The 21671-nt window shown below is 51.5% G+C and carries 22 protein-coding genes; 10 read left to right on the forward strand and 12 right to left on the reverse strand.

The window, feature by feature from the left end; translation table 11 throughout:
- The first annotated feature begins 80 nt into the window (after positions 1 to 80).
- Complete coding sequence (locus NI000_RS34015) at positions 81 to 623, forward strand: hypothetical protein (protein WP_253415770.1); 543 nt, start codon at positions 81 to 83, stop codon at positions 621 to 623.
- A gap of 341 nt (positions 624 to 964) precedes the next feature.
- Here the strand turns inward: NI000_RS34015 and NI000_RS34020 are convergent, their stop codons facing one another.
- From NI000_RS34020 to NI000_RS34030, 3 genes are all read right to left on the reverse strand, one after another.
- Complete coding sequence (locus NI000_RS34020; protein ID WP_253415773.1) at positions 965 to 2446, reverse strand: DHA2 family efflux MFS transporter permease subunit; 1482 nt, start codon at positions 2444 to 2446, stop codon at positions 965 to 967.
- 57 nt (positions 2447 to 2503) lie between these two features.
- Entirely contained in the window at positions 2504 to 2950 is a 447-nt protein-coding gene (locus tag NI000_RS34025; RefSeq protein WP_253415775.1) for a MarR family winged helix-turn-helix transcriptional regulator, read from the reverse strand.
- Between the two features lie 178 nt (positions 2951 to 3128).
- Positions 3129 to 4751 carry an FAD-dependent oxidoreductase gene (locus NI000_RS34030; RefSeq protein ID WP_253415776.1) on the reverse strand — a complete coding sequence of 541 codons (1623 nt, stop codon included), beginning with the start codon at positions 4749 to 4751 and terminating at the stop codon, positions 3129 to 3131.
- A gap of 336 nt (positions 4752 to 5087) precedes the next feature.
- Here NI000_RS34030 and NI000_RS34035 point away from each other — a divergent pair, with 336 nt between their 5' ends.
- Positions 5088 to 6314, forward strand: coding sequence for an S-layer homology domain-containing protein (locus tag NI000_RS34035; RefSeq protein ID WP_253415778.1), 1227 nt, complete (start codon positions 5088 to 5090; stop codon positions 6312 to 6314).
- A 90-nt stretch (positions 6315 to 6404) separates the two neighbouring features.
- Here the strand turns inward: NI000_RS34035 and NI000_RS34040 are convergent, their stop codons facing one another.
- On the reverse strand, positions 6405 to 7247 hold the full coding sequence (locus NI000_RS34040; RefSeq protein ID WP_253415779.1) for an MBL fold metallo-hydrolase: 843 nt from the start codon (positions 7245 to 7247) through the stop codon (positions 6405 to 6407).
- A 234-nt stretch (positions 7248 to 7481) separates the two neighbouring features.
- Between NI000_RS34040 and ilvA the strand changes: the two genes are divergently transcribed.
- Positions 7482 to 8735, forward strand: coding sequence for a threonine ammonia-lyase IlvA (ilvA, locus tag NI000_RS34045; protein ID WP_253415781.1), 1254 nt, complete (start codon positions 7482 to 7484; stop codon positions 8733 to 8735).
- 61 nt (positions 8736 to 8796) lie between these two features.
- Here the strand turns inward: ilvA and NI000_RS34050 are convergent, their stop codons facing one another.
- From NI000_RS34050 to NI000_RS34065, 4 genes are all read right to left on the reverse strand, one after another.
- Positions 8797 to 10038 (reverse strand): cation:proton antiporter, encoded by a 1242-nt coding sequence (locus NI000_RS34050; RefSeq protein WP_253415782.1) that lies wholly within the window; start codon positions 10036 to 10038, stop codon positions 8797 to 8799.
- Between the two features lie 3 nt (positions 10039 to 10041).
- Positions 10042 to 10539 (reverse strand): cation:proton antiporter regulatory subunit, encoded by a 498-nt coding sequence (locus NI000_RS34055; protein WP_253415784.1) that lies wholly within the window; start codon positions 10537 to 10539, stop codon positions 10042 to 10044.
- 55 nt (positions 10540 to 10594) lie between these two features.
- Complete coding sequence (locus NI000_RS34060; RefSeq protein ID WP_253415785.1) at positions 10595 to 10960, reverse strand: hypothetical protein; 366 nt, start codon at positions 10958 to 10960, stop codon at positions 10595 to 10597.
- Between the two features lie 136 nt (positions 10961 to 11096).
- Positions 11097 to 12404 (reverse strand): aminotransferase class I/II-fold pyridoxal phosphate-dependent enzyme, encoded by a 1308-nt coding sequence (locus NI000_RS34065; protein ID WP_253415786.1) that lies wholly within the window; start codon positions 12402 to 12404, stop codon positions 11097 to 11099.
- A gap of 245 nt (positions 12405 to 12649) precedes the next feature.
- Here NI000_RS34065 and NI000_RS34070 point away from each other — a divergent pair, with 245 nt between their 5' ends.
- The 3 genes from NI000_RS34070 to kduI all read left to right on the forward strand — a co-directional run bounded on the left by NI000_RS34070 (position 12650) and on the right by kduI (position 14582).
- Positions 12650 to 13426 (forward strand): DeoR/GlpR family DNA-binding transcription regulator, encoded by a 777-nt coding sequence (locus NI000_RS34070; RefSeq protein ID WP_253415787.1) that lies wholly within the window; start codon positions 12650 to 12652, stop codon positions 13424 to 13426.
- A gap of 22 nt (positions 13427 to 13448) precedes the next feature.
- Complete coding sequence (locus tag NI000_RS34075) at positions 13449 to 13607, forward strand: hypothetical protein (protein WP_253415788.1); 159 nt, start codon at positions 13449 to 13451, stop codon at positions 13605 to 13607.
- A 141-nt stretch (positions 13608 to 13748) separates the two neighbouring features.
- Entirely contained in the window at positions 13749 to 14582 is an 834-nt protein-coding gene (gene kduI / locus NI000_RS34080) for a 5-dehydro-4-deoxy-D-glucuronate isomerase (protein ID WP_179223554.1), read from the forward strand.
- A gap of 555 nt (positions 14583 to 15137) precedes the next feature.
- Here the strand turns inward: kduI and glsA are convergent.
- From glsA to NI000_RS34095, 3 genes are all read right to left on the reverse strand, one after another.
- Positions 15138 to 16082, reverse strand: coding sequence for a glutaminase A (gene glsA, locus NI000_RS34085; protein ID WP_253415789.1), 945 nt, complete (start codon positions 16080 to 16082; stop codon positions 15138 to 15140).
- 130 nt (positions 16083 to 16212) lie between these two features.
- Positions 16213 to 16764, reverse strand: a complete 552-nt coding sequence (locus NI000_RS34090) for a pyridoxamine 5'-phosphate oxidase family protein (protein ID WP_253415790.1) — start codon at positions 16762 to 16764, stop codon at positions 16213 to 16215.
- Positions 16765 to 16908: 144 nt separating this feature from the next.
- Positions 16909 to 17529: a pyridoxamine 5'-phosphate oxidase family protein gene (locus NI000_RS34095; RefSeq protein ID WP_253415791.1), complete on the reverse strand. Its 621-nt coding sequence runs from the start codon at positions 17527 to 17529 to the stop codon at positions 16909 to 16911.
- 198 nt (positions 17530 to 17727) lie between these two features.
- On the opposite strand from NI000_RS34095, the gene NI000_RS34100 reads away from it, so the two are divergent.
- Entirely contained in the window at positions 17728 to 18084 is a 357-nt protein-coding gene (locus NI000_RS34100) for a hypothetical protein (protein ID WP_253415792.1), read from the forward strand.
- 28 nt (positions 18085 to 18112) lie between these two features.
- Here NI000_RS34100 and NI000_RS34105 read toward each other — a convergent pair whose 3' ends face one another.
- A complete protein-coding gene (locus NI000_RS34105; RefSeq protein ID WP_253415793.1) occupies positions 18113 to 18457 on the reverse strand; it encodes a helix-turn-helix domain-containing protein in 345 nt (114 codons plus the stop codon).
- Positions 18458 to 18576: 119 nt separating this feature from the next.
- Here NI000_RS34105 and NI000_RS34110 point away from each other — a divergent pair, with 119 nt between their 5' ends.
- From NI000_RS34110 to NI000_RS34120, 3 genes are all read left to right on the forward strand, one after another.
- On the forward strand, positions 18577 to 20490 hold the full coding sequence (locus NI000_RS34110) for a TnsD family Tn7-like transposition protein (protein WP_375541031.1): 1914 nt from the start codon (positions 18577 to 18579) through the stop codon (positions 20488 to 20490).
- A gap of 68 nt (positions 20491 to 20558) precedes the next feature.
- Positions 20559 to 20939: a hypothetical protein gene (locus tag NI000_RS34115; RefSeq protein ID WP_253415795.1), complete on the forward strand. Its 381-nt coding sequence runs from the start codon at positions 20559 to 20561 to the stop codon at positions 20937 to 20939.
- An 88-nt stretch (positions 20940 to 21027) separates the two neighbouring features.
- Positions 21028 to 21552, forward strand: coding sequence for a hypothetical protein (locus NI000_RS34120; RefSeq protein ID WP_253415796.1), 525 nt, complete (start codon positions 21028 to 21030; stop codon positions 21550 to 21552).
- The last annotated feature ends 119 nt before the right edge of the window (positions 21553 to 21671 follow it).

Consider the following 21671-nt stretch of genomic DNA (forward strand, 5'->3'; position numbering starts at 1 on the left):
GAGCTGCCGATTCCGCCTGTCAAATTCGTGACAGGACATCAGGCTCAGGTTTGGATCGGCTCCTTTAAGGGGGAAGTCAGATGAAATCGCTCTTCAAAGGAATCGTCACGATCGTAATTCTGGCCGGGCTGCTGGTCGCCGGGGCATTATGGTACGCGCAGCCGCAAGCGGAGCTGGACTTGTCGTACAACGATCTTCCGGTGCGCGAAAAGCTCGCCGCCATGGTAGTCAACCGCAAGCCGGAGGCGGTGCTGACGGAGCAGGAGGTAGGCGATCTGCTGAAAAAAGCGCTTGCCCGCAGGGCCGAGCTTCGTCCTGGCGTCAAGCTGACGGGAGCGAGGTTTTTCCTTGAGGGGGACCGGCTCGCGGCGGACGTGACATTGCTGCTTCAAGACCGCTGGAAGGTTGGCGCCCGGCTCAACTTCGACCTTGCCTGGAAAGCGCCGTATTTGACGGCTGCCCATACCGGCACTGTCATTCGGGACGTTAACGTACCGGGCGAATGGCTGAGCCTCCAGCCGATTCAGGTTGATCTGAACGAATATATGCCGAGGCATGTGGCGATTCGGGACGTAGCATTTGAAGGGTCTACGGTACGTGTGACCTTCGGGCTGCGCTTATAGATAAAAGCAAAAGGGGCGGTTTCTTTCCAATCGAAGGAAACCGTCCCTGAGTTTGTTGAGAAAGTGTATGAGGTAATAGAGGTGTACGAGAGGGTGGGGTATCTACTTCCGGTCGGCTGTTGTCTGCAGGAAATTTTGATTATAAGCCGCTTAACAGCGGACATTTCCCGCAGACAAAGGCGAACGCTATCGCTCCTCCAGTAGATACCCCACCTCCGTATTTGTCTCTATTCTTGTCCGAACCACTTTTCTCAATACACTGAGGGACGGTTTCCTTTCTAGTCGAAGGAAACCGTCCCTTTTTAGGTGGGTAAGTACAAAACCAGTTTGTGTCAGCTCGCCTATGAAGTCTTTTGCGACAAGCCCGGACCTGGCGCAGCTTCAGGCTGGCTTTTGCCGCGCCGCTTTCCCAGCGTCAAGGCCAGTGGCAAGCCGATCAGGACGACAACCGTAGCCACCATGTATACGTCGTTGACGCTCAACGTGAACGCCTGCTGCTGCAACTGTTGGCCGTTCAGCCCGCCGGCCTTGCCGAGCTCCATGCTATGCGCGGCAACACGGGAGGCGAGCATCGAGGTGAACAGGCCGATGGAGAACGATCCGAACCCTTGGCGGATCCAGTTATTCACCGAGGAAGCGTGCCCGGACAGCTCGCGCGGAATGACCTCCATGCCAGCGTTGGAAGCGGGCATGGTCGAGAAGGCGATGCCGAGGTTGCGGACGGTCATCCACATAATGATATAGCCATGCGTCACATCGACGCTGAGATGGGCCATAGCCAGCGTTCCGACGCCGATCAGCACGATCCCGAACAGAATTAGTGGCATTGGTCCCACTCGCGAATACAGCTTGCCGGTGATCGGCATACAGACCGCCATCGCCAGCGACGGGATGAGGAGAATCAAGCCCGTATCGAAGGCGGAGACATGCTGGATATTTTGCAGAAACACCGGCGTCAGGAACGTTCCGGAATACAAGCTGATCGTGATGATACAGCTCAGAATCAAGCTGTAGGTATACCGGGAATACGCGAATACTCTTAAATTCAACAGCGGCCCGGCTTTGCGCAGCTCGTAAAGGACGAAGACAATCAGCGTCAACGCTCCGAAGGCCAGCAGGGATATCGTCTGCCAAGACCCCCAGCCCCAGGCGTGCGCTTCGCTGAACGCGATTAGCAGCGCGGAGCTGCTGAGAATGACGGCCAGAAAGCCGAACAGGTCGAACGGCTTCGGCGTCGTCAGCCGGTAATACGGAATCAGCTTCATCGCAAGCGCAATGGCGATGATCCCGAACGGCAGGTTGATCAAGAACAGCCAGGTCCAGTCGAACGTTTGAATCAGCCAACCGGCTAGCGACGGGCCGAGTGCCGGAGCCAGCATCGCCGACAAGCTCCACATACTGATGGCGAATGCCTGCCGTTCTCGGGGAATGACCTGATATATGATCGTCATGGTCGCAGGCATGACCATGCCGCTGAAGGCCCCTTGCAGAATGCGGAACACGATCAGCGAATGAATATTCCAGGCTACGGCGCATAGCCCCGACATGAGCGTAAACCCGATCAGGGCCGCGACATACAAATATTTGGTGCTGAACCGGTCCCCCAGATAGCCGGTGATCGGCGCAATGACCCCGGTCGCCAGCATAAAGCCGGTCAGCGTCCACTGTACCGTATTTAAGTCGGTATTAAAATCCTGCATTAAGATCGGAATGGCGACATTAATGGAGCTGGTTCCCAGAATCGCCAGAAACGAGCCGAAAAAAATACCGATCATGACCGGCCAAAACGGCACGGGTTTCTCGGTGTTTTCAAGCGAAGCCATGCTATTCTCTCCTTTTCTCTCTGCTGTCGGGTTCTCCGGTAAGCGGGAGCCCATTCTCTAGTCTCTATCCACAGCCGTTCTATACTCGACCGCTTTGCGGAGCAGCCGGGTCAATTCGGCGGTTTCGCCCGGCTCCAGCCCTTGCCAGAACCACTCGACCAATTCTGCCGCTTTCTCGTCCAACTCGCTCAAAGCGTCCAGACCTTTCGGCGTGACGGTCACCATGACAACCCGCCGGTCCGTTTCGTTATGCGCCCGTTCCGCATACCCGCCGGCCACCAGCTTATTGGCAAGGTTCGTCACGGCCGGCAGCGTAATTTGCAGCGTGTCCGCCAGCTCCGAACACCGCATCGTTCCGTTCGCTCGAAGGCTCTCCAGCAAATAGTACTGCTGAATCGGCAGACCGTGCTTGAGCCGGCCTCCCATTTCGGAGATCCATCGGCGCATCGCCAGCCGGGTCCATTTTTCAATCTCTGTGGACGCATGAAGCCCTTGCTCCCGCATGACGGCTCCCCCTTTGAGTTTTAGCTCTTAATAATTTTGTTTGTAAATAATTTAAACTTTGAACTAAATCATTGTACTCCCTTTTACCCGATGTGTCAAAAGGTGGAGGCGCATTGCCGCCACACGAAAAAGCCCTCCCGCAACCGGACGCATGATCCGGTGCAGGAGGGCTTGCTTGTTATTTCTTGCGTGTTTTCACGTAAGACGCATATACGATCTCGCCGGTATCGAGCTTGGCGATTTCGTCCGCCGACCAGCCGGCGAGCTTGTTGTTGCCGGTGACGCCGGTCAGCTTGATGTTATATTTCGAGGCCAGGTACTGCTGAAGCTGCGGCATGTCGGCTTCCTTCAGCTCGCGAAGCTTCTTCTTGCCTTGAATTTGCCCCAGAATGACGCCGATCGATTCGGCCGCCAAGCTTGTATTCGGCTGAATGCGCGCGCTGCCGTAAGCGATGGCGGAGGCGCCGACGTTTTTGCCGGCCATAATGACGTTGTCGTAATTTTTGAGCAGGAAGCTGCGCAGCGGCATCCCGTATTTGTCCGGGCGGCCCATCTCGATGCCCCATTTGTTGGCGCTGGTGCCCTGCAGGTCGAGCGGGTAACCGCCGATGCTCACGTTGTCCCAGAACATTTTCGCCCCGAGCATGTCCGAAGGCTTCAGTACGTAATCCGTCTCGTAGTGGTTGTATTCGCGTATGTACAGGTAGTTCGGGAACCCGTTCAGCTCCGCTTTCTCCCAGCCGGGCAAGCTTTTGCGGAAATGGTTCAGGATCAGAGGAATTTCCTTCTTCCCGAGCTCCATCGCATCAGCCACCGATTTGTCGTCCGACGGATCGACCGTATAGATCAGGAAGGCGTTGATGATCACTTCGCCGTCCCGCTGGCTCACCGCATTCAGCCCGCGCAGAAACACGCGGTCGTTCGTCGGCTTGTACTTGCTCGTCATGCCAGCGAGGCTGATGGCGAAGCTGTTGTCCACCGAGCCCCAGCCGAATTTGGCGCTGCGCTCTTCCTTCGGCATATTGTTGAAGCTCTGCTGGAATTTCGCCCAATCGACGTTTTTGAACTTCATCATCATGCCTGAGCTCATATACTCGATGTTATTTTGCCCGTAGAACTTCTCCAGGCCCGGCATCCGGGTCGCTTGAAGCTTGCTGACCATCGCGGCGTAATCCGTATTCTCCACCCAATAGGAGGCGGCGAGCCGTTTCTTCTGGCCGTCCTTGGTCGTGTAGACGATGCCGTTTAACGCCTGTCCGCCGAATTGGCCTGGATTTTGCTCGATGCTCTCGATCTTGATCCCTTGCTCGACGGGAATGTCCTTTTTCAGCTTGTCAAAATATTGCTCGAATTCCTTCAGCTTGCGGATTTTGCCGTTGCGGAAACCGTCGAACAGCTCCTTGGCCCGGCCTTGGACCAGCAGCCTGTGCTGATCGTCGCGGGTTTCGTCGAGGAACAGCATCTCTCCCTGCAGCACTTGACCGCCGAATGCATTGCGCGGGTCCAATATTTTGACCTTCAATCCTTCGTCCGCCGCGGCGCGGGCCAGATAGAGGCCTTCCAGCTCGCTGCCGATCACGACGATATCCGTCTGCTCTGTTGGGATGTCGGGCAGTTTGTTGTCCGTTTTGGAGGCGGTTGTGCTCTTGCCGCCGTTCGAATCGTCTTTTCCTGCGGTTGTCGTTGAGTTCGGAGACGGCTTGTCCGATGCGCTCCGCTGCAGGAACGTATAGATCCCAGCCAGGGCGACCAAGGCCACCAGGGCCAGAACAACCGTCAGCTTTTTGCCGCTAAGTTTCATCTCTCTCTCCTTATCTTTCGTTTATGGTAGAAGCCGGGACAGGGTCCGAAAAGGACAATCCCGGGGTATGCTGTTAAGTTTAACATTTTTGGCAGGCGATCTAAAGGGACCCCCCTAAACATTTTGGGGTGGGCGAACGATGTAAGTGCAGTCAGGAACTCTTCGCGAAGGTTCTGAAACATCCTCTTTTCAAACTCATATTATAGATCGTACCTGCTTGAGAATCGACGGGCGACGGATTTCCTCCGCTATATCGAGCGGCAGGGCCCCGTGCTGGCCGTGGGTTCGTCAGGAGCGGGACTGCGGTCCAACCCACTTGGCAAAGGAGAATGAATGATGAGCAAAGCGTTCAAGAAGACAGTAATTTCCGGATTGACCATGGCGATGGTGCTGGGCGGATCGACGGCGGCTTTCGCCGACGGCAAAGGTAAAGGTCATGACAAGGACCGCGACAACCGTGACACGATCGAGAAAAAAGTGAACTTTGACAAAGATGTCAACATCAATATTAAGCTGACGTTCGACGATCTGAAGGGCAAGGACGTGGAATGGGCGCAGCGTTACATCGCTTCTCTCGCTTCCAAGCGCGTATTCGAAGGCTACGAGGACGGCACGTTCCAGCCGCGCAAAACGATCTCCCGCATCGAGGCGATTACCGCTGCGGTCCGCTTGATGGGTCTGCGCGATCAAGCCGAGTCGGCTGATGCGAAAGCGGCTAACCTGAACTTCAAGGATGCGGACAAATTAAAGCAAAAATATCCGTGGGCGACCGGCTACGTTTCCGTCGCGCTGCAAAACGACCTGTTCGCCGAGACGGACGACATGATCCAGCCGGAGAAAGAAGCGGACCGCCTGTGGGCGACGACGCTGCTGGTCAAAGCGATGAAGCTGCAGAACGAAGCCAAAGCGAAAATGAACGCCAAGCTTCCGTTCCGCGATGCGGACAAAATTTCCGCTGGCTCCGTAGGCTACGTTGCCGTGGCCATCGAGAAAAACTTGATCGACGGGTACGAGGACAACACGTTCCGTCCGAACAAGCCGGTTACCCGCGCCGAGCTTGCCGCGCTGCTGGATCGTACGGGCAGCCAGCTGCCGGACCATGCATCGGTGAAAGGCACGGTGACTGGCGCGCTGAACAACAACCTGCTGCCGGTTAAATCGCAAAACAACGAGGTGCTGAACGTTGAGCTGGATTCGAACGTGTTCGTATTCCGCAACGGCTCCCGCGTAGCTTTCGGCGACCTGCGCACGGGCGATCAGGTGCTGATCCGCACGTATGGCGGCAAAGCGATCTACGTCGAAGTATTGAACACGACGAGCGATCCGCAGCAGCAAACGGACTTCACGGTAACGGGAACGCTGAACAGCTACACACTGAACTCCAAAGGCGGACTCGCCAACATCACGATTAACCAAAACGTAAACGGCGGCGGCGTGCAATCGGCTGTTTACGGAGTCGCTCCCGAAGTCTACATTTCCGGCGACGTCAGCCAGCTGACCGCAGGACGCGCTTTGGAGCTGAGAGGTAAAAACCAACTCGTACACACCATCATCATTCGATAAATGAGAGAGAACGATTAAAAAAGGTTAGAATTGCAACGGGAAACGGACCTTCCTGCAGCCATGTTAAATGTCTGCCGGAAGGTCCGTTTTTTACACATAGATCCGAGATCCTGTTCGAATATACTCGATTTTGGCACCCAAAATATGCTTTAAATTTTTGTAAGCTTTTACCCCTGTGCAATGCCCTGTATATACTTTTTGGATATTTTCGTCGATGATCATTTTGGCAATGGCCTGAATCTCTTCCTGGGAAGCGCTGAATGATTTTAGCATCGGTATCGTCATGAGATGAAAGCCGCCTATCACCGCTTTAATATCTAGACTGGGGAACATAGTTCTGGCGGCTCGTATCATATTGGGGGTACCTTTATGAGAACATCCCGTAAATACGCAGATCCCGTCCTGCTCCTTGATAACCATCATGAGCTCATGCTCAAATTTATCTTGAACCCGCTTGTTCCCTTCTTTGGCAAATAAATATTTATTTCCCCTAGGGGTCAAATCCTGCTCCTCGATGTCTGTAATGATATAAATATCATTCATGATTTCGGTAAAACGATCAATATAAGCAATTCGGTTGGAATACTCCTCGAACACTTTTTTATCGATGCCGATGTTTTTGTTAAAACCCAGAAGATGAAAATAATAATCTCCCGAAGCTTTCCGCTTCATGTAGACTTTGGCTTTGCTGTTGACCTTAAAGAACGGTAGAAGACCTCCGCCATGATCATGATGGCCATGAGAAAGCACGACGGCATCCACATGCTCCAAATGAATTCCCAATTTCTGTGCATTCGTAATAAAGCTGCCGGTTTTTCCGGTATCAAAAAGGATACGTTTGTTATCTTGTTCTATGTAAAGAGATAAGCCGGATTCATTGATTAAATCTTGTGAATCATTCTTCAAATTTTCGATTAGCGTAGTTATTTTCATAAATTTCTCCATGATTATGGAATTGCCGCAGAAATGGCGTCGAGGTCATGCCCCGATACCGTCATCGTACCCGATCATACAACGCTTTGCAACATCGGCGGCGGGTTATCCTGGCAATTGGGCATGGGGGATGGACAGATGCGCCGAACGGTGTATAATTAGGAGAAATTGCGCGCAAGCCCGTACTGCCGGGCGCGAGACTTACGTACACCGGGTTGGAGGAAAAAAGCGATTATGACCGCACAGCATATCAAACTAGAGGATATTCTCGTCGCCAGCCATCTGCTGAAGGACGTCGTGCATCAGACCCCCTTGCAAAAAAATTTCATTTTATCCGAAAAGTACGGCTGCAACGTGTTCTTGAAGCGGGAGGACTTGCAGGTGGTCCGCTCGTTCAAAATTCGCGGCGCCTACAATATGATCCGCGGCCTGCCGGAGGACAAGCTGCGCAAAGGCGTCGTCTGCGCCAGCGCCGGCAACCATGCCCAAGGCGTGGCTTATTCCTGCAAAGCGCTGCAAATTCCGGGCAAAATCTTCATGCCGACGACAACGCCGCGGCAAAAAATATCGCAGGTCAAGCTGCTCGGCGGCCCGTTCGTCGACGTCGTGCTGACCGGGGACACCTTCGACGATTCGCTGCAGGAAGCGCTGGATTATGGGGAGCGTGAAGGATTGTCGTTCGTTCACCCGTTCGATCATCCGAAGGTTATTGCCGGGCAAGGCACCGTCGGCCTGGAGCTGATGAACGACATGCAGGGACCGGTCGACTACGTATTCGCCGGAATTGGCGGCGGCGGACTCATTGCCGGCATGGCCACGTATATCAAGGGCGTTAGCCCGTCCACCCGGGTCGTCGGCGTGGAGACGACCGGAGCGCCTTCGATGCGGCAATCGGTCGATTCGGGCGAGATCGTCACGCTAGGCGAGATCGACAAATTCGTCGACGGCACGGCGGTCAAACGGGTCGGCGAGCTGACGTACGACATCTGCCGCGAGTTCCTCGACGATATCATCGTCGTGCCGGAAGGCAAAGTGTGCACGACGATACTTGAGCTGTACAACGAGAACGCCATCGTGGCGGAGCCGGCGGGAGCGCTGTCGGTGGCGGCGCTGGAGTTTTACCGCGAGGAGATCGCCGGCAAAAATGTCGTGTGCGTCATCAGCGGCGGCAATAACGACATCGACCGGATGCAAGAAATCAAAGAGCGGTCGCTCATCTACGAGGGACTGAAGCATTACTTCATCGTCAACTTTCCGCAGCGCGCGGGCGCTCTGCGGGAGTTTCTCGAATATGTGCTCGGACCGACCGACGACATTACGCGGTTCGAATATACGAAGAAAACTAGCAAAGAAAACGGTCCTGCGCTTGTCGGCATCGAGCTCAAGCACAAGGACGATTACGGTCCGCTGATCGAACGGATGGAGCAGCGCGGGCTGCGGTTCAGCGAGATTAATAAAGACCCGAACTTGTTTAATTTATTGATCTAAGGAAAAATAAACAAGCCTGACGAAAAGGGAGCGATCCCTTCCGTCAGGCTTGTTTGCGTCGTCAGGCCGGATGGTTTTCCTGCGCCTTGGAGCGGTCCGGCGGCGCAGCAGCCGTTGTGTCGAATTTAAACCAACGATTCAGCATGCCGTACACGAACTTCGATTCCTTCGTCAGCAGCGGTCCGAGAATCGCCAAAATCAATACGTACAGCGCGGCGAACGGCTGCAGGACGGTCATCAGTCCGCCGGCTTTGCCGAGATTGGCCATAATGATGGAGAACTCTCCCCGGGAGACGATCGTCAGCCCGATGTTGGACGAGGCTTTCGGGGATAGCCCGGCGCTTCGCCCGGCTAGCATCCCTGCCACGTAATTGCCGATGAGGGTCAGCAGCACCGCTCCCAACGAGAGCCAGACGGCGCCGCCGAGCGTGAGTGGATCGATGGTCAGGCCGAAGCTGAAGAAGAACAACGCCCCGAAGAAATCCCGGAACGGAAGAATCAGCTTCTCGATCCGGTGCCTGTGCTCGGTCTCGGCCAATACGAGTCCAACGAGTAGCGCCCCGATCGCTTCCGCGACATGAATCGTTTCGGAGAAGCCCGCAACGACCGTCAAAAATCCGAAGACGAACAGCAGAAACACTTCGTTGGACCGGATATTCAGGAAGCGGTTCAGCCAAGGCACCGCTTTGCGCCCGACGATCAGGAAGACGAGCATGAAGCCGAGCGAGAGGAGCGCGGACAGGATAATGCCTCCTACCGATGTGGCTCCGCTTAGCAGCAGTCCGGACAGGATGGAGATATAGACGGCCAGAAACACGTCTTCGAACATGATGATGCCCAGAATCATTTCCGTCTCGGCATTGGCCGTCCGTTTCAGATCGACGAGCACTTTGGCTACGATCGCGCTGGAGGAAATCGTCGTAATGCCGGCAATGACCAGCGTCTCGTTCAGCGGGAATCCGGAGAGCCAGCCGAACAGCAGCCCGAGCGTGAAATTGATCGCGATATAGATCGTGCCCCCGACCGCGATGGAGCGCCCGGACTTGATCAACCGGCCGACCGAAAATTCCAGTCCGAGATAAAAGAGCAGGAACAGCACCCCGAGGCGGCCCATAAATTCGATCAACGGAGCGCTGTCGATGAAGCGGAAATCGAATGCCCCGAACTTCGGCGCATGGGGGCCGACCGCCATCCCGATCAAAATGTAAAACGGAACGACGGAAAATCGCAGCTTCGTGGAAAGCCAGCCTGCAGCGGCAATGAGACAAATCGCCAGCCCGATCTCTAGAACGATGTGCTCCATAGGCTACAGGCTCCCATGCTGAAGGAGCTCCTTCAGCGCCTTCAATTGCTTGCGTTCTCCCGCGACGACGAGCGTCGATTCCACATTAAGCCGATACTCCGGGCCCGGATTGATGCAGTGCGTGTGATTTTTCTCGGCGATGGCGATAATCGTCGCTCCCGTTTGCTTGCGGACGTTCAGCCCGCCGATCGTATGCCCGACGCTGCCTGCGCCGGCCTCGATTTTGAACCATTCCACGACCAGGGCGTCCAGCGCCACTTCCATCGTTTCGAGCGATTTGGGCCGATAGCTCATCCCGCCGATAATACCGGCCATCATTCTTGCCTCGTCGTCGTCCAGCGTTACCGTGGAGACGGTCTCATCCGGATCGTCCGGATCAAAATGATACAGCTCTCTTCTTCCGTCGTCGTGGACGACCACGACCAATTTATCGCCTCCGCGTGCGTGCAGTTGAAATTTTCGTCCGATTCCCGGAAGATCGGACTCTCGGATATCTGTCATGGAATCTCCTCCCAAGTTTTGAATTGCGGGTCCGGCTATCGGAGCCCGTAAACGATCAAACTTGGGGAGCGAGGTACGTAATCACCGTAAATTTTAAAGGCATCAGGAGCTGCTGCTTGAGCAGGAGGAAGACGGAACGGTCTGAGCGCCGCTCCAAGATGAAGGCAGGTATGGGAAATCGGATTGCTTCCGAACGGAGATACGGTATGCCTGACACAGGCGTGTGCATGTCGTTGTCCGTCTGCTGACGGGAAGCGGTGGAGACAGCGTGGGAGGCGCCCGATTGGCCCATCGTCATCGAGCGCGTAAGCGGCGGGTTTTCCGCTTCGGCAATCGGGATGAACCAGGAGAACGTGAGGAACAGACCGGTAAGCAGCACGAAAAGGACATGAAGAGGGTGCTTTTGTCGGCATGCTGTCATCCACATTCCTCCTTTCGGACAAAGTCTCACTTAACCGAGGTGTTAACGTAGATTTATTGTAACATTCGATTTCGGTCGATTGCAAATGCAAAAAAAGCCGGAGGCTCTTGCGAACCCCGGCTTTTACGGATTTCGTTTATCTCGCGGTGACATTCTGGAGATCCAGAACGCCTTGGTAGATCGTTTCGAAAAGCTCCTCGATATTCGCTTCCTCGATGCAGGAGAAGGCGACGCGGAGATCGGTTTCGCCGAGGGCGATCGTTCCGACGCCGTACTTATCGAGCAGGTGCAAGCGTAGCGTTTCGGCGTCGACCGTCTTCAGCTTCAGGCACATGAAGTAGCCGGAGTTGAATGGGTAGTAGTCCCATACCTGATCGAATTTGCCGGTATCGAGCAGCGCTTTGACACGGTTGGCACGGCCTTTCATAATGTCGAACTTCTCCTGCTTCTGGGCTTTGAAGTCCGGCGATTTCAGCGCATGCAGCACGAATGTTTGGGACGGATGCGGGCCGCTGGAAATCGTTCCGCGGATAATGCCGATCGTTTTTTGCTCCAAAGCCGCCAGCGTCGCATCGCTTTGTCCGACGTACGTAATGAAACCGACGCGGAAGCCCCACACGTATTCTTCCTTCGTTGCGCCGTCAATCTTGACCGACAGCACGCGCGGATGAAGCCCCGCCAATTGTCCGGCAAGCGACTCGTGCAGCGAATCCTCGAAGAACAGGCCGAAATAAGCGTCGTCCGTGACGGCCACGACGTTGATGCCGGCTTCCGCCGCTTCCTTGATCGCCGCTACGATGGCGCGCCCTTCTTCCGGACCTGGCGTGTAGCCGGTCGGGTTGTTCGGGAAGTTCAGCACGACGATGGCTTTGCCCTTGTTCTTCTGCGCAAGCAGGGTGTCGCGGAGCGCTGCCGCGTTGAACTGACGGTCTTCCGTGTAGAGCGGGTAATATACGAGCTCGGCGCCGCGGCGAATGCCGAAGGTCAGCTCGTAGTTTTCCCAGTTTTTATCCGGAATGATCACAGCGTCTCCTGGACCTGCGAACAAATCGGCTACGATGCTCAGCCCGTGGGTCAGCGCGTTCGTCGCGATCGGATTGCCGAGGTTTTTGCCCTGAAGGGACGGATTTTCCTCGATGATCTTGCTGCGCCATGCGGTGCGAAGCTCCGGCTTGCCCGCCGGCGGGGCATATTCGTAAATGTCCTTCGGATTGTACGCGGACAGTGTATCTTGGATGACTTTGAGATGCATCGGCTGGCCGTTCTCCAGCGCCGTGCCGATGGTGGCGTTGAACTTCTTGGCCTTCGCCTTCGCTTCGGCGGATTGGCTCAGGATGCCGACCTTCGGAAAATAAATCTGTTTGCCGAGCTCGGACAGCATCTCGTAGACGTGCGGGCTTTCCTTTTGAATGGTCTCATTTAAACTTTGGGCAAGAGGGTTCATGACGCTCCATCCTTCCATATTTCTTCATTGCTTACATTAGACCATATTATAACACTTTTCGTACGGCAGCGTCACGGTGTTTCGTATTTTGCGGCAGAGCCATTTCGGATGGGGCCGGAACGTGCGGACGGGCGTATTTGCCGGGGGCTCTTGGTTTTCCCGGAGGAGCTGTGTTACCATAGGGGCAGCTAAAATATGGGTGCGGATTGGCGTGAAGGAAGCAGTCCGCAAAGCGGGGGGCAACGATGTCAGCCATTATACGATACGAGAAAATTATGGAGCTGCTCATGGCGCACCGCGAGGTGTCCGTCGCGGATTTGGCGGACAAGCTCGGGGTGACGGGAAAGACGATCCGCCAGGATCTCGAGAAGCTGGAAAGCAAAGGACTGCTGCACCGGACGCACGGCGGCGCTGTGCTGGCCAATGAAGGCTACTCCGGCTTGTTGGCCGGGCTCGCGCCGAATCCGAAGCATCCGGACGAGAAGCGGGAGGCGGCGGAGTGGGCGCTGCGGTTCGTCGAGCCGAACGACATTATCGCGCTCGACAGCGGCAGCACGACGCTGGAGATGGCCAAGCTGCTCGACAATGCGCCGTTGACGGTCATCACGAACGATCTGTATATCATCAGCGAGCTGATCAAGAAGGACCGCGTACGGCTGGTCGTCCCCGGCGGCTTCCGCAGCCGGAATATGCTGGTCAGCGAAGAAGCCGCGGAATTTCTCGGCAGGCTGAACGTGCAGAAGGCGTTCCTGTCCACGACCGGGATTCATCCGGAGTATGGGTTTACGATCTTTACCCATTCCCACGTCGGGCAAAAACGGGCGATGATCGATTCCGCGAAGCAGGTGTTTTGCGTGGCGGACCACAGCAAGTTCAACAAGTGCGCGCTGATCACGTTCGCGAAGCTGTCCGAAATCGGCGTGATCGTGACCGATCCGTATTTGCCGGAGGAGACGGCGCGCAGCTACGAAGCGGCAGGCACGCGAATCGAGCGGAACCGGCGGAGCCGAGCCGGAAGGTAGGGTAGGAGCGGGATGCTCTCAGATGCGGCTTGACCATCCGTCGTGTCGCAGCGAGCGCCGAATGGGGACGCTTGCGATCCGGAAGCCAGCACATCTGGCCGGCAAATGCGCTGAAGTGGGCTTGTACGCGGACGGCCGTTTGAGTGAAAGCCTAGATGAAGAGGGCGGAGGCGGCGAATGATCATGCTCGTTACCCGCGTCTGCGGTTTCGTATGTACTTGTTGGTTCATTTTGGTTCAAAAATAATTCATTTGAACTTAAATGAACGTATGGTTTATAATAGCAGTGACCATGTAAATACGGGAGGAATTATACGATGTCTATGGAAATTCGTTACGCAACCAACCCGACGGAAACGAAAACGTACGATACGGAACGTTTGCGCCAAGAATATTTGATCGAAGGCTTGTTCGTACCGGGCAAGCTGAATCTGGTGTACAGCCATGTGGACCGCTTCATTACGGGCGGCGCCGTACCGACAACGGAGCCGGTTCTGCTCGAAGCGGATAAGCACGACATGGGGGCGGACTATTTCCTTGAGCGCCGCGAAATCGGGATCATTAACGTAGGCGCCCAAGGCGTCGTCACGGTCGACGGCACCGATTACGTGCTGGAGAACAAAGACGGCCTGTACGTCGGCCTCGGCAACAAGCAAGTCGTGTTCAAGAGCGCGGATGCCGCGAATCCGGCGCGCTTTTACCTGAGCTCGACCCCGGCGCACAAAAATTACCCGACGCAAAAGGTTGCGATCAGCGAGGCGGAGCCGCAGCACCTCGGTTCGATCACCAACTCCAACGAGCGCACGATCTACAAATACATTCACTTGAACGGCATCCAAAGCTGCCAGCTCGTGATGGGCATGACGCTGCTCAAGCCGGGCAACATGTGGAACACGATGCCTTGCCATACGCATAACCGCCGCTCGGAAGTGTACTTCTACTTCGATATGCCGGAAGACGGCGTCGTCTTCCATCTGATGGGCGAGCCGACGGAAACCCGTCACGTGGTTGTACGCAACGAGCAGGCAATCATCAGCCCAAGCTGGTCGATCCACAGCGGCGTAGGCACGAGCAATTATACGTTCATCTGGGCAATGGCCGGAGAGAACCAGGAGTTCTCCGACATGGATGCTGTCGCCATGAAAGATTTGAAGTAAATCTGAAGTAAGGCACCGGGAAGTGAAAAGCACAGTTTCTTTGAAGCGCGAACCTTACGGGTACGGCTCAAGCGGCTGTGCTTTTTTTGTTTGCATAGCGACGTTTTCGGTTGCACAATTGTTTAAGGAAGCGTGAAGGGGAAAGGAACGATGATCGGGATAAGGTGACTGGCGATTTTGAGTAGAGTGCTCGTGCACCGGAGGAAAATAGCGGAACTGCGATGCATTTAATTTGGTTGGGGATGTTGCTTTTTGGGAAATAGAGCACGGGAAATGCGTTAGTTGGGCTTTTTTCGATGCGGGGACCACGATTCGACACGAGTAAAGCACTGGGGGTGCGCTAAGCGATTCGAATCCGGTTTCTTAGGAGTGATAGCTCGTTGAAGTTCCTTTATTTTGGGAGCCGGCGCAGGCCCGAAGAAGCGTGCGCTGTGTCGCGCCCAGGGGGAGCCTATGCTTGAGGCTTTAAGCGGGAGCACCATGCTCCCCGCTCAAGCCTGAGCGCGCTGCGGCGCCGGTTCACCGTCGCCAGCGCCTTCCGACGATCCGCTCCAGCTAAAACATGCTCCAGTCGAACGCTTCCGACATCGTCTGCAGCAGGTGGACGCCGGCGATGCTGTTGCCCTTATCGTTCAGCGCCGGGCCGACGACGCCGATGCCGTACCGTCCCGGCACGAGGGCGAGAATGCCGCCGGCGACGCCGCTTTTGGCCGGAAGCCCGACGCGGATGGCGAACTCGCCGGAGGCGTTGTACATGCCGCAGCTGACCATGAACGTTTTGGCGATTTGCACGTAGCGTCGCGGCACCAGCTCCCGTCCCGTCAAAGGATCGGTTCCGTTCATCGCCAGAACGAGCGCCATGCGCGCCACATGGCGGCAGGTCACTTCCACGGAGCAGTGCTTGAAATAAACGTCCAGCACCGGCTCCACCTCTTCGTCCAGCACTTCATTATCTTTAAGGAAGTAGGCAAGGGACCGGTTCCGGTGCGCGGTAGCGGCTTCGGAGCGGTATACCGCTTCGTTGAAGGTCAGCGTCGGGTCGCCCGCGAGCTCGCGGAAGAAGGAGAGGATACGCTCCGTCTTTTCCACGGGGGTAACGCCCCGGATCAATGACGAGACGGCGATGGCTCCCGCGTTGATCAGCGGGTTGAACGGAATGCCGGGCTCGACCAGCTCCAGCTTCAGCATGGAGTTGAAGTCGTCGCCGGTCGGCTCCATGCCGACTTTGCGGAAAACGCCTTCTTCGCCTTGATCCATCAAGGCGAGCAGCAGCGTGAACACTTTAGAGATGCTTTGCAGGGTGAAGGACAAGCGGCTGTCGCCTGCCGTTACTTCGCGTCCTGCGGCGTCGAGCAGCGCGATTCCCAAGGCGTCGCCCGGAGCGTGCGCCAATTCGGGGATGTAGGAGGCGGGCTGGCCGTGCCGGGATTCCTTGCGACTCGTCTCGAGCCAGGCCGGAAGCTGCTCGGCCAGCCGGTTCAGTTCGGTTTCGGATGTCATCGTTTGCGGGAGCCTCCTTGGGGTCCATAAGTGCGATTTACTTTAGCATACCGCTTTTGCACCGGGATGAAAAGACGGGTATTTTCAGGTAATCGCCAGGTGCCGGATGGCCCCGCAAGCTTCCCGAATTTTACTTTTCTTGGTGGTGCGGGCAGTACGCTTTCATAAGCGCGATCGTTTCCGCATCGAGCTCGCCGCCGCGCTGCTCTAGTCCGTCCATGACCTGACTCAACTTGGGTTCTTTCAGATTTTGTCCGAACTTGTATTTGCCCGTGATCCGTTCCACGCGAATGCGCACCACGGACGTCCCCCGAAGCTGCGGCACATAGGCGGGATCGGCCGCATCAATCGGATCGTAGCCGCCCTCCGGCTGCAGCTTGCGCATAAACGCGCCCAGCGCTTCCGCCTTCTGCTGCAGATCGTCGACCGATTCGCCGTAGCCTTTGATAACGACGGATTTGAAATAGGCCGTAGCCGGACAAGCCAGCTTCGGATCAAGGATATAGGACGGCACGATGGCGTATTCCTTGGCGACGGAGAAGGTGACTTGCGGCCGTGCCTTCAAATTGGCCATTTTTTGCCCGATTTTGCTGCCGTGAAAATAGAGCGCCCCTTCGTGAAAGACGAAGTAGTGGTGTGGGAAAATAAAGTTCTTTAACTGAAAATAAAGTTCTTTAATCAAAAATAAAGTTCTTTAATCTATGCATAAAGCATTGCATAAACTCACTTTCGCTTGCAGAAGAGCACCAGGTTCCTGATTGAAGGTAATCTGGTGTCCTTTTGCTGCACTTCTAAATTCCAGCAGGTTTCCTGAACCTCCAGTCACCTACTCTTTTTTATGCAAGGGACAGTACTTATTCATTAATTCAATAGTTACTTCATCTTCAGCTCTTCCTCTTTCATTAAGCCCCTCAATAACTTTATCTCGCCGTTGCCCCTTTAGGTTTTGTCCAAACTTAAATTTAGCAGTTATTTCTTCAACAGAGATTCTTACTACTGAAACTGCCTTTAATTCTCCTTGATATTTCGGATCTTCCGAAGTAATAGGAGCATAGCCCCCTTCAGGTTGAAGTTTTTCCATTAGGCCACTTAATACAGTTGATTTTTCACGTAAATCCTCAACAGGCTCAGCGATTCCTCTAAAATGAACAGATTTAAAAAAAGCTGTTGCGGGGCAAGCTTGCCGAGTGTCGGTGAAATAAGAAGGGATAATAGCAAACTCTTTAGCAACTGCGAAACTTACTTTTTGTGAAGTCAATATCTCATCCATTTTGTCACCTCTCTTTGAACCATGGAAGTAAATGTGCCCATTCTGATACGTGTAATTTAGAGGAGTAATATGTGGCCATCCGTCCTTGTCTAAGGTCCCCAGATAACCAAATGACATCTCATTTAAAAATTTATCGATTTCCTGTTGCTCTTGAATAGAAAATTCGGCTCTTCTCATTTATAAGCCCCTCCCCAAATTTTTTTTAATCATAAATGAGAGGAGTGACAATTGAAAAGATCCAATTGATACAGTTTCTATTATGCCATTTGCTGAGGTTCTTGTTATAAAAGTATTAATTATTAAAAATAACTATATAAGTATCATTTTTTAAAACTATGAACATACTAGTAACAATTCTAATAGGAGGAAAGAGAAATGAGTGGATTGAAAGTAGGAATTGCAATTGTAACTCCAGTAGGTATTGTCTTTAGAGGAAGGAGATATACTTGCCGAACTGCCATTGCAGAAAATTGGTTTATGCTCTCGAGAAAAAAAACTTGGGCTTTACCGGTCTTGTTTACATCAAACTGTACCAATGAAATCATTTTAATTGTAGATGGAATGCTGGAGAAAGCCTTTAAGGTGGAATTGAATAAGAACGTAACGGAGGATGAAAAGAGACTGTACTATAGAACATTCCTTATTTATAAAGAAAAGTACCAAAGTTTAAAAAGACAGAGGAGGAGATCTAAACAAGTTAGTTTGTTCAAAAATAGGCAGCGACTAAAATAAAGAAAGCACTACTAATCAAGTAGAGCTTTTAATGATCGTATGTATTGAATATTTCTTTTAAGAGTGTTTGGGCCATTAAAATTTCTTTTTCATTTCGATTCACTAACAGAAGGAATAGGGAATGAAGAAGATCATTTTTAGTAGAGAAAGCTTTCAGCTCATTTACATATTCAAAAAGATCAAATATTTCGACATCAAGAGATTGGGCAATTCTTTCTAGATTTTGAATACTAATGTTTCTTTCCCCACGTTCCAGGCCACCAATATAAGTTAAATGGAAACCAGCTATTTCCCCCAATTGCTCTTGGGAAAGACCCCGTTCTTTTCGTAGGTCACGTATTTTTCCGCCTAAGAGCTTAAGAAGATCGCTCATGGCATCAACTCCCTCTGTTGGAAGTGTAGCAAAAATAGGATGCAGGAAAAACACGTAGATAAGTATGTAAATTTGATATTAATCATATAAGTATTAAATATTAGATGAGGTGAACTGAGATGACGAAGTTCTTTCCGCGACCCTACGAAGGAGAACTAATTTATAGCACCATTGCAAGGTATCACTATCGGAGTGCCAGCCGCAGTTTCAAGAAGACGACTAAAGACCTTTTTGGTTGCTATACTTTTGCTAGGGTGGACTTTCCATCTAGAATTTCAACACTATGTGATCGCATCTCTGTAGATGTCTCGTTTGATCCCGAAAATATTATCCACCGGAACACTTTGTTTACCTATTATGCGGCATTTATGGATAAGGATAGGCGCAATCACATCTTAGAAAGAATGAAATATGCTGTTGGAAAACCAATAAGCTTGCCTATTCCTGCATCATTGAACCAAACAAACAGTCTTCTTATCAGAAATTTAAAGTTCTGCCCCTCCTGTATTAAGGATGATGTGGTCCAACGAGGGGAGCCCTTTTGGCATGTCATTCATCAAGCCGACAGTGTGACTATCTGTCCAATTCATGAACTCCCGCTTATTGAAAGATGCCCTATTTGCGGGAAAAATTATCCCTTGAGTTCTAGTTGCTACCATTTAATAAACATTAACTGCTCTTGTGGTACTGATTTAAGAGAACTACGAATTTATTCATCCTTAGATATCTTGGGAGATAGAAAACACGAGGTGTTATTGTGTAGGGACACACAGTTTCTTTTGGATCATTACCAAGGGATTTTAAAAATAAATAACTGGAGCGAAGTTTATAAAACAAGACTGAAAGAGATGGGGTTATTAACTAGTACTGGTTATGTAAAGCAAAGAGAGTTGCTAGAAAGCTTTCGGATGTATTATGGAGAAAGTCTTCTGCAGAGGCTTAATAGTTTCCCTCTTAGAGCAGGCCAAATCAACTGGATAAGTAATATATTCAACAAACGAGATAAGCCAGTACATCCATTACGGCACCTATTATTGATTCGTTTTTTGTTTGGATCTGTTGAAAACTGTTTGAGCTTTAAGGAAAATAATTTCCAACCTTTTGGGAAGGGACCTTTTCCTTGCCTTAATCCGACTAGTGCCCATTTTAGAGAGAATATCATTACCTCATATCATGAAACGAATGATAGGAAAACTAAAAAGGTGGTAGGGATTTTCACATGTGGAAATTGCGGTTTTTCCTATAGCCGTAACGAGCCTGATTGTAATAAGGAAGGCGCTTATCAAATTAGAAGGATACTCCGGCTTGGAGAGGATACGGAGTCACTTATTGACAAACTAAGAGCTAAAGAACCTGGTATATCAATTAAAGACCTCAGTAAATCACTCTGTAGTGACAGATCTTTAAGTTACCAGTTTACAAATCGGGTGAGAAAAGTGGTTTTAAACGAAACAAGCAGGAATGTCCCAAGTTTAATAGTTATAAATCGAAAAAGAGGATCCTTCGTGCGAGCCTTGGATTGTATAAATAATGTAACGATAAGTAAATTAAAAAAAGTTGCTGGAGCGGAATACGCTTGGCCTACGAAATATGATGTAGAGTGGCTTAACCAAGTTAAACCATGTGCCATCAAACCTAAACCCTTGAGAAGAAGCATGAACTGGGAATCTCGGGATAATGCTCTCGTAAAACTTGTCAGGAATAAGATTGATGAAAACTTAAAATCTAATATTAAACCGGTTCGTATTACTCGAAGTTGGCTTACTCGGGCTACTGGGGAGAGTATTCTTTCAGACCCAAAAAGATTGATTCATTTGCCAAAGACCAGCGAAATAATACAAAAAAATATAGAAGACATTCATGATTATCGTAGGAGGAAGCTGGTATGGGCCTTTAATGAAGTCAAAAGCAAGTATCCAATTGTCAAAAGATATCATTTGATAAGTAAATTAGGGGCTCGAAACCTCTCTGAATCGTTGCATCAGTTGATTTCAGAGGCGGTAAACAAACAATCAGTGCTTCCCCTGATTTAGAGATAAATTCTGTACATGGGTGAGTTTTTCTATATAAATTCAAGGGCAACTAATATGCAGCGGAGGGAATGAGAAAAGTGAATGAACTTATTGAAACTGTGGAAAGAAATGTAGGTTTATATAGCGCGGCGTTAGAGCGAAGCAAGAAATATTATGATTATCCATTCACTAGTAACAGTGATCATTACTACAAGTTAATCCTATTGCAGATTAAGCTGGATTGTTGGGAACAGATGCTAAATTTACTGCGAAGATTTAAAAATGTTCGATGTGAAAAGTTAGAACGACGCAGCGATTTTTTTGTCAAGTCTATAGAGATAGAAGCAAGAGGTGTTCCAGGATTTGTAACACAGCAAACTTTGAGAAATATGATCGAATACATGAAGAAACTCGAATGGAAAATAGAAGAGTTACAGGGAATATGGATGAGCATGGATGAGATTAAGTAAATGAAAATAAAGTATGGAAATACAGTTATAGTAGCAAGTATGTTTTCGCGATATATTAGTAGTTAAATAGATTTTGAGGTAATTTATTATGAAAATTTACGGATTTTACGGCAGGAGCGGAACGGGCGAGAGCCACAAAGTTCAAGCACTAGCGAACAAGGTGGGTGTCAATTCGATAATTGATGATGGCATTCTAATTGTCGATCAATCTCATGTAGCCGGGGTCTCGGCAAAGTGTGAAAGGTTGCTATATTCAGCGACGCAGAGAGCGATATTCCACTGGGATGACCAAAAAAATGAAGTCAAAAACTATATACGTGACTCAAATATAACTAAACTGATTATAATCGGTACATCTCAAAAAATGATTACGCGTATCCTTAATCGACTGGAACTCCCCCCGAATGTGGAGTGGATATCTGTTGATTCTATACAATCAACGGCTGAGATTAATTTGGCAACAAATAGACGACAGAAAGGGTTTCATGCTATTCCAATTAAACCTACTAATGTTCAAAGGACATATAACGGTTGGTATAAAGCAGAGAAATTTTTGTATAGCACTAAAACTTATGATCATCATAGTCAGTCCATTCAAGGGGGAGGATGTTAGTGAAAAGTGGTGATGTTGCATTATCCATTACTAAGGCAATCTTATTAGATATTCAGGGAAGATTTATGCTCGACAATTGTGTATTTGGTGCAACTGAGAGAAACGAAATTAATAAAGTA

The organism is Paenibacillus tyrphae, assembly GCF_024158745.1.
GTDB lineage: Bacteria > Bacillota > Bacilli > Paenibacillales > NBRC-103111 > Paenibacillus_G > Paenibacillus_G tyrfis_A.

Excerpts from the sequence above, each read along its gene's own strand:
- NI000_RS34015 (WP_253415770.1), top strand. The coding sequence starts at position 81 with ATGAAATCGCTCTTCAAAGGAATCGTCACGATCGTAATTCTGGCCGGG.
- NI000_RS34020 (WP_253415773.1), bottom strand. The coding sequence starts at position 2,446 with ATGGCTTCGCTTGAAAACACCGAGAAACCCGTGCCGTTTTGGCCGGTC.
- NI000_RS34025 (WP_253415775.1), bottom strand. The coding sequence starts at position 2,950 with ATGCGGGAGCAAGGGCTTCATGCGTCCACAGAGATTGAAAAATGGACC.
- NI000_RS34030 (WP_253415776.1), bottom strand. The coding sequence starts at position 4,751 with ATGAAACTTAGCGGCAAAAAGCTGACGGTTGTTCTGGCCCTGGTGGCC.
- NI000_RS34035 (WP_253415778.1), top strand. The coding sequence starts at position 5,088 with ATGAGCAAAGCGTTCAAGAAGACAGTAATTTCCGGATTGACCATGGCG.
- NI000_RS34040 (WP_253415779.1), bottom strand. The coding sequence starts at position 7,247 with ATGAAAATAACTACGCTAATCGAAAATTTGAAGAATGATTCACAAGAT.
- ilvA (WP_253415781.1), top strand. The coding sequence starts at position 7,482 with ATGACCGCACAGCATATCAAACTAGAGGATATTCTCGTCGCCAGCCAT.
- NI000_RS34050 (WP_253415782.1), bottom strand. The coding sequence starts at position 10,038 with ATGGAGCACATCGTTCTAGAGATCGGGCTGGCGATTTGTCTCATTGCC.
- NI000_RS34055 (WP_253415784.1), bottom strand. The coding sequence starts at position 10,539 with ATGACAGATATCCGAGAGTCCGATCTTCCGGGAATCGGACGAAAATTT.
- NI000_RS34060 (WP_253415785.1), bottom strand. The coding sequence starts at position 10,960 with ATGACAGCATGCCGACAAAAGCACCCTCTTCATGTCCTTTTCGTGCTG.
- NI000_RS34065 (WP_253415786.1), bottom strand. The coding sequence starts at position 12,404 with ATGAACCCTCTTGCCCAAAGTTTAAATGAGACCATTCAAAAGGAAAGC.
- NI000_RS34070 (WP_253415787.1), top strand. The coding sequence starts at position 12,650 with ATGTCAGCCATTATACGATACGAGAAAATTATGGAGCTGCTCATGGCG.
- NI000_RS34075 (WP_253415788.1), top strand. The coding sequence starts at position 13,449 with ATGCGGCTTGACCATCCGTCGTGTCGCAGCGAGCGCCGAATGGGGACG.
- kduI (WP_179223554.1), top strand. The coding sequence starts at position 13,749 with ATGGAAATTCGTTACGCAACCAACCCGACGGAAACGAAAACGTACGAT.
- glsA (WP_253415789.1), bottom strand. The coding sequence starts at position 16,082 with ATGACATCCGAAACCGAACTGAACCGGCTGGCCGAGCAGCTTCCGGCC.
- NI000_RS34095 (WP_253415791.1), bottom strand. The coding sequence starts at position 17,529 with ATGAGAAGAGCCGAATTTTCTATTCAAGAGCAACAGGAAATCGATAAA.
- NI000_RS34100 (WP_253415792.1), top strand. The coding sequence starts at position 17,728 with ATGAGTGGATTGAAAGTAGGAATTGCAATTGTAACTCCAGTAGGTATT.
- NI000_RS34105 (WP_253415793.1), bottom strand. The coding sequence starts at position 18,457 with ATGAGCGATCTTCTTAAGCTCTTAGGCGGAAAAATACGTGACCTACGA.
- NI000_RS34110 (WP_375541031.1), top strand. The coding sequence starts at position 18,577 with ATGACGAAGTTCTTTCCGCGACCCTACGAAGGAGAACTAATTTATAGC.
- NI000_RS34115 (WP_253415795.1), top strand. The coding sequence starts at position 20,559 with ATGAGAAAAGTGAATGAACTTATTGAAACTGTGGAAAGAAATGTAGGT.
- NI000_RS34120 (WP_253415796.1), top strand. The coding sequence starts at position 21,028 with ATGAAAATTTACGGATTTTACGGCAGGAGCGGAACGGGCGAGAGCCAC.